The organism is Neptunicoccus sediminis (genome assembly GCF_001719615.1).
GTDB classification, from domain to species: Bacteria; Pseudomonadota; Alphaproteobacteria; order Rhodobacterales; family Rhodobacteraceae; genus Amylibacter; species Amylibacter sediminis.
In genome coordinates, this window is the sequence record NZ_MDVX01000050.1 from 1 (window position 1) to 393 (window position 393).

Below are 393 nucleotides of genomic sequence, written 5' to 3' on the forward strand. Positions count from 1 at the left end.
TTGGCCAGATCATGGCGCTTGCCGTGATCCTCATCGTCATGGGATTCTGGCGGAAATCCCCAAACTTCTTCCGCCAAGCCTACACCGCCAACGTCGTCATGATGTCCATGGGGTTCATCCTCATGGGCTTGCAAATCACCGGCTACTTCGTAGCCACCTGAGAATTTAGGAGACCAAAATGTTTAACGCAAAAAAACCGAGCCTTGATGAGCTTCCCAGCTCCGCGCAGCTTATCCGTTCCACCGCCATTGCGGCGGCCAGCGCCGTTGCGATCCTTGTGACCGTCGTGCTGCCTGCCGAATACAACATCGACCCTACAGGAATCGGCGGCGTCCTCGGTCTGGCAGAAATGGGCGAAATCAAGACCCAGCTCGCAGAGGAGGCCGAAGCCGA

At 56.7% G+C, this 393-nt stretch carries 2 pseudogenes; both read left to right on the forward strand.

The features are described from left to right. A pseudogene (locus tag BFV97_RS19110) lies at positions 1-161 on the forward strand (HupE/UreJ family protein); the annotation flags it as partial. Between the two features lie 17 nt (positions 162-178). Further along, positions 179-393, forward strand: a pseudogene (locus BFV97_RS17900) (transmembrane anchor protein); the annotation flags it as partial.